At 61.1% G+C, this 6,733-nt stretch carries 4 protein-coding genes; all 4 read left to right on the forward strand.

Features of this window, described 5'->3' with window-relative positions:
• The first annotated feature begins 22 nt into the window (after positions 1–22).
• A complete protein-coding gene (typA, locus tag VL598_RS13975) occupies positions 23–1,849 on the forward strand; it encodes a translational GTPase TypA (protein ID WP_325327324.1) in 1,827 nt (608 codons plus the stop codon).
• Positions 1,850–2,241: 392 nt separating this feature from the next.
• Positions 2,242–5,097 carry a 2-oxoglutarate dehydrogenase E1 component gene (locus VL598_RS13980; protein WP_325327322.1) on the forward strand — a complete coding sequence of 952 codons (2,856 nt, stop codon included), beginning with the start codon at positions 2,242–2,244 and terminating at the stop codon, positions 5,095–5,097.
• A 131-nt stretch (positions 5,098–5,228) separates the two neighbouring features.
• On the forward strand, positions 5,229–6,503 hold the full coding sequence (gene odhB, locus VL598_RS13985) for a 2-oxoglutarate dehydrogenase complex dihydrolipoyllysine-residue succinyltransferase (RefSeq protein ID WP_325327323.1): 1,275 nt from the start codon (positions 5,229–5,231) through the stop codon (positions 6,501–6,503).
• Between the two features lie 104 nt (positions 6,504–6,607).
• The coding region (locus VL598_RS13990; protein WP_325327325.1) for an FAD-dependent oxidoreductase at positions 6,608–6,733 on the forward strand (126 nt) is incomplete at its 3' end.

Below are 6,733 nucleotides of genomic sequence, written 5' to 3' on the forward strand. Positions count from 1 at the left end.
TGCAGCAATCCAGATTCCTTTTATGACTCGCGCCCTTCGCAACATCGCCATCATCGCCCACGTCGACCATGGCAAGACCACGCTCGTCGACCAACTGCTTCGTCAGTCGGGCACGTTCCGCGACAACCAGCAGGTTGCCGAACGGGTGATGGATTCGAACGACATCGAGCGCGAGCGCGGCATTACCATCCTCGCGAAGAACTGTGCCGTCGAATACGAGGGCACGCACATCAACATCGTCGACACCCCGGGGCACGCGGATTTCGGCGGTGAGGTCGAGCGAGTGCTGTCGATGGTCGATTCGGTGCTGCTGCTCGTCGACGCTGTCGAAGGGCCGATGCCGCAAACGCGTTTCGTCACGAAGAAGGCGCTCGCTCTGGGCTTGAAGCCGATTGTCGTGGTGAACAAGATCGACCGGCCCGGCGCTCGCATCGACTGGGTCATCAATCAGACCTTCGATCTCTTCGATAAGCTGGGCGCAAACGAGGATCAGCTCGACTTCCCGATCGTCTATGCATCGGGGCTGAACGGCTATGCGTCGCTCGACGCCAGCGCACGCGAGGGCGACATGCGGCCGCTTTTCGATGCGATTCTCGAGCACGTGCCCGTCCGCCCGGCGGATCCGGACGCGCCGCTGCAGTTGCAGATCACCTCGCTTGATTACTCGACGTACGTTGGCCGCATTGGCGTCGGCCGCATTACGCGTGGACGCATCAAGCCGGGTCAGCCCGTCGTCATTAAGTTCGGGCCGGACGGCGAGAGCCTGAATCGCAAGATCAATCAAGTGCTGTCGTTCAAGGGGCTGGAGCGCGTGCAGGTCGATGAGGCTCAGGCGGGCGACATCGTGCTAATCAACGGCATCGAGGAAGTCGGCATCGGGGCTACGATCTGCGCACCCGACACGCCTGAGGCTTTGCCGATGATCACCGTGGACGAGCCGACGCTCACCATGAACTTCCTCGTCAACTCGTCGCCGCTGGCGGGTAAAGAGGGCAAGTTCGTGACGAGCCGCCAGATCCGCGACCGCTTGATGCGCGAGCTCAATCACAACGTGGCGCTGCGCGTGCGCGACACGGGCGACGAAACGGTTTTCGAAGTTTCGGGGCGCGGCGAGCTGCACCTCACGATTCTCGTCGAAAACATGCGCCGCGAGGGCTATGAGCTGGCCGTTTCGCGCCCGCGTGTGGTGATTCAAGAGATCGACGGCGTGAAGCACGAGCCGTACGAACTGTTGACGGTTGACGTCGAGGACGGCCATCAGGGCGGCGTGATGGAGGAACTCGGGCGTCGCAAGGGCGAGATGCTCGACATGGCCTCGGATGGCCGTGGTCGGACACGGCTCGAGTATCGGATTCCCGCACGAGGTCTCATCGGCTTTCAGGGCGAGTTCATGACGCTCACCCGCGGCACGGGCCTCATGAGCCATGTTTTCGACGAATACGCTCCGGTCAAGGACGGTTCGTTGGGCGAGCGGCGCAACGGCGTGCTGATTTCGCAAGACGACGGCGGTGCCGTTGCCTATGCGCTCTGGAAGCTGCAGGACCGCGGCCGCATGTTCGTGAAGCCGGGTGATGCGCTTTACGAGGGCATGATCATCGGGATTCACAGCCGCGATAACGATCTCGTCGTCAATCCGATCAAGGGTAAGCAGCTTACGAACGTCCGCGCGTCGGGGACAGACGAGGCCGTTCGACTGGTGCCGCCGATCCAGCTGTCGCTTGAGTATGCGGTCGAGTTCATCGACGATGACGAGCTCGTCGAGGTCACGCCGCAATCGATCCGTTTGCGCAAGCGCCATCTCAAGGAACACGAGCGTCGTCGGGCAAGCCGCGAGACCGCAGTCGACTAAGCAGAAGATCGCAGCCTCACTCGATGCGCGTTGATCTGGCGCGCAACGGGGACGCTGCACTGCGTGGCTGGTAGCCGGTAGCGCAAAAGCAACAAGGGCGTGGGCGCCCCCCCGGGAAGCCCCGATTCAAGCCCCCATTCGCATTGCATCTGCGCCGGTAGTCAACCAGTATCATTCCAAAAAGCCGCTCTCTGGAGCGGCTTTTTGCGTTTTTCAAAGCAAGTTGTCCTCGATCTCGATCGTCTCTTATGTGCTATCCTCCGCCTTGCAAGTTTTATTAGGTCCTTCCCTGCAAGACTTGATTCGCAATCCGCTAAACGGTCAGGCCGTGTCGCGGAAGGTTTGAATTAACCCGCTATTCCTCGAGAAACTCGAAGAAAGGTGAGCGTAAGATGATGAAGCAATTTCAGCTGAACTCGTACTTGTTCGGCGGTAATGCGCCGTACGTCGAGGAACTGTACGAGCGGTATCTGGACAATCCGGCGTCCGTGCCCGAGAACTGGCGCGAGTATTTTGACGCTCTGCAAAACGTGCCCGCTTCAGACGGATCGGGCGCAAGCGACGTGGCTCACGGGCCGATCGTCGAATCATTTGCCCAGCGTGCGAAAGCAAACGCTTTCGTCCCCCGCGAAGCCGGCGAAAACCTGGGCACCGCGCGCAAGCAGGTTCACGTCCAGTCGCTCATCGGTGCCTATCGCTTCCTCGGGTCGCAATGGGCCAATCTCGATCCCCTCAAGCGTCGCGAGCGTCCTGCCATTCCTGAGCTCGAGCCTGCGTTCTACGACTTCACCGAAGTCGACATGGACCAGACGTTCAGCGCGGGCAACCTCTATTTCGGGTTCGAGCAGGCATCACTGCGCGAGATCGTCAAGGCCCTGCGCGACACGTACTGTGGGACGATCGGTGCCGAGTTCATGTACGTCGGAGACCCGGAGCAAAAGCGCTGGTGGCAGGAGCGCCTCGAGTCGATCCGCGCAACTCCGAACTTTTCGCCCGAGAAGAAGAAGCACATTCTCAACCGCTTGACGGCCTCTGAGGGTCTCGAGCGCTATTTGCACACTCGCTACGTCGGCCAGAAGCGTTTTTCGCTTGAAGGGGGCGAGAGCTTCATTGCGTCGATGGATGAAGTCGTCCGCCGCGCCGGCGCGATGGGCGTGCAGGAAATCGTGATCGGTATGGCCCACCGCGGCCGCCTGAACGTGCTCGTCAATACGCTCGGCAAGATGCCGTCCGATCTTTTCGCCGAATTTGAAGGCAAGCACGCAGACGATCTGCCGGCCGGCGACGTGAAGTACCACCAGGGTTTCTCTTCGGATGTCTCGACCGAAGGCGGTCCGGTTCACCTTTCGCTTGCGTTCAACCCGTCGCACCTGGAAATCGTCAACCCCGTCGTGGAAGGGTCCGCGAAGGCGCGTATGGATCGCCGCGGCGACGAAGAGGGCGCCCAGGTGCTGCCCGTGCAGATTCACGGCGACGCCGCATTCGCGGGGCAGGGCGTCGTGATGGAAACGCTGAATCTCGCGCAAACGCGCGGCTATGGCACGCACGGTACGCTGCACATCGTCATCAACAACCAGATCGGCTTCACGACGTCCGATCCGCGCGACGCACGCTCGACGCTCTATTGCACGGACGTCGTCAAGATGATTGAAGCGCCGGTGCTGCACGTCAACGGCGACGATCCCGAAGCGGTTGTCCTCGCCACGCAACTTGCGATCGACTTCCGGATGCAGTTCCACAAGGATGTCGTCGTCGACATCGTCTGCTTCCGCAAGCTCGGCCACAACGAGCAGGACACGCCGGCTGTCACGCAGCCGCTCATGTACAAGAAGATCGCCCAGCATCCTGGTACGCGCGCGCTTTATGCCGAAAAGCTCGTGCAGCAGGGCGTGATCACCGCCGAGGATGCCGACAACTACGTGAAGGCATACCGGCAGGCAATGGACATGGGGCAGCACACGATCGATCCCGTGCTCTCGAATTACAAGAGCAAGTATGCGGTCGATTGGATGCCTTTCCTCAATCGCAGGTGGACCGACGCGGCCGATACCGCTGTGCCTCTTGCAGAGCTCAAGCGCATTGGCGAGCGCATCACAACGATCCCCCCTAACTTCAAGCTACACCCGCTCGTCGAGCGCGTGGTCAATGACCGTCGTGCAATGGCACGCGGCGAGGCTCCGCTCGACTGGGGCATGGGTGAGCACCTTGCTTTCGCGTCACTCGTTGCATCGGGGTATGCGGTGCGCCTCACCGGTCAGGATTCGGGCCGGGGCACATTCACGCACCGTCACTCTGTCCTGCACGATCAGAACCGCGAGCGGTGGAACGACGGCACGTACATTCCGCTGCAGAACGCGGCAGAGGGCCAGGCCAAGTTCACGGTCATCGATTCGGTGTTGTCCGAAGAAGCGGTACTTGGTTTCGAGTACGGCTATTCGACGGCCGAGCCGAATACCCTCGTCCTGTGGGAGGCGCAGTTTGGCGACTTCGCCAACGGCGCGCAGGTCGTGATCGATCAGTTCATTTCGTCGGGCGAAGTCAAATGGGGCCGTGTGTCCGGTCTGACGATGCTGCTGCCGCACGGCTATGAGGGGCAGGGGCCAGAGCATTCATCAGCGCGCATCGAGCGTTATTTGCAGCTCTGCGGCGAGAACAACATGCAAGTCGTACAGCCGACGACCCCGGCGCAAATGTTCCACTTGCTTCGCCGCCAGATGATTCGCCTCTTCCGCAAGCCGCTCATCGTCTTTACGCCGAAGTCGCTGCTGCGTCACAAAGAGGCGGTGTCCGATCTCTCGGAGTTCGCGAACGGGTCGTTCCAGACGGTCATCGGCGAGAGCGATGCGAGCATCGACACGAAGAAGGTCAAGCGCGTGGTCGCTTGCTCGGGCCGCGTCTACTACGACCTCGTTGCGCATCGCCGCGAAGCCAAGGCGAACGATGTCGCAATCGTGCGCATCGAGCAGCTTTATCCGTTCGCGCACAAGCAGTTCGAAACGGAAATGAAGCGGTACGACAACGCGACGGAAGTGGTGTGGGTGCAAGACGAGCCGCAAAACCAAGGTCCGTGGTTCTATATCGAACATCACCTCAAGGACGGTATGAAGGAAGGGCAAAAGCTGGCCTACAGCGGACGTCCAGCCTCGGCCTCACCGGCGGTCGGCTACTACGCGAAGCACTACGAGCAGCAAAAGGCGCTCGTGGAGGGCGCGTTCGGCCGCTTGAAGAGCGCGTCGGTCGTCAAGTAACCGGATGACGCGAACCGGGAAAGCACAACAACGATGCTTTCCCGTGTCGTTTTCCGCGTCTTCGACATTGCGGACGATGCGCCACGGGTCCGGTTCGCCCCCACACCCCATACACTTTCAGGAAGGTTCAAATGGCTATTGTTGACGTCAAGGTCCCGCAATTTTCCGAGTCCGTTTCGGAAGGCACGTTGCTGCAATGGAAAAGGAAGCCGGGTGAGTCGGTTGCGCGCGACGAAGTGCTCGTGGAAATCGAGACCGACAAGGTTGTGCTCGAGGTGCCCGCGCCCGAGGCGGGCGTCTTGACGGAACAGCTCGTCCACGATGGCGACACGGTGTTATCGGAACAACTGCTCGCGAAGATCGACACGGAGGCGAAGGCGAGCGCTAGCGCTGCACCGGCTGCGACTGCCGCCGCAGCGCCGGCTTCAGCCAGCACCGTGGCATCGTCGGCATCGTCGACGTCAGTCGGCGCGCCGGCGTCGCCGGCTGCCAACAAGCTGATGGCCGAGAAGACGCTGTCGGCCGACCAGATTCAGGGCACGGGCCGCGACGGCCGCATCACCAAGGGCGATGTGCTGAGTGCGAATGGGCTCGCCCCTGCGAAGGTTGCTCCAGCAGTTGCGCCCGCGGCACCCGCACCCCGCCAAGTCAAGCCGTCCCTGCCGGACGTGAAAGCGCCGGCAACCGCTGAAACCTGGATCAACAACCGGCCCGAGCAGCGCGTGCCGATGTCGCGCCTGCGTCAGCGCATTGCCGAGCGCCTGCTCGAGTCGCAGCAGACGAACGCGATCCTGACGACGTTCAATGAAGTGAACATGGCCCCTGTCATGGAGTTGCGCAACAAGTACAAGGACAGGTTCGAGAAGGAACACGGCGTCAAGCTTGGCTTCATGTCGTTCTTCGTGAAGGCCGCAGTTCATGCACTGAAGAAGTTCCCGCTCGTGAACGCGTCGATCGACGGCACGGACGTCGTCTATCACGGCTACTTCGACATCGGCATTGCCGTCGGCTCGCCGCGCGGCCTCGTCGTGCCTATCCTGCGCAACGCCGATCAAATGAGCCTTGCAGACATCGAAAAGAAGATTGCTGAGTTTGGGCAGAAGGCCAAGGACGGTAAGCTCTCGATCGATGAAATGACGGGCGGTACGTTCTCGATTTCCAACGGTGGCGTGTTTGGCTCGATGTTGTCGACACCGATCATCAACCCGCCGCAGTCGGCCATTCTCGGCGTACACGCGACGAAAGAGCGTCCCGTCGTCGAGAACGGACAGATCGTGATCCGCCCGATGAACTATCTCGCGCTGTCGTACGATCACCGCATCATCGACGGCCGCGAAGCCGTCTTGTCGCTCGTTGCGATGAAGGATGCGCTCGAGGATCCAGCTCGCTTGCTGCTGGATCTGTAATTCGCGCTCGCCGCGCGCTAAAGCGCGGCATCACCACTTGTTTGGGTTGAGATTGCAATGGCGCGCCTTGATGCGCGTGCCATTGCGCGATCGAAAGGATAGTCATGTCCCAAGAATTTGACGTCGTCGTGATCGGTGCTGGCCCCGGCGGCTATATCGCTGCCATCCGCGCAGCGCAGCTCGGCAAAACCGTCGCCTGTATCGAGGAATGGAAAAACCCGGCCGGCACA

The sequence above is a fragment of the Trinickia sp. genome (genome assembly GCF_035492435.1).
In the GTDB taxonomy this organism is placed as follows: domain Bacteria; phylum Pseudomonadota; class Gammaproteobacteria; order Burkholderiales; family Burkholderiaceae; genus Trinickia.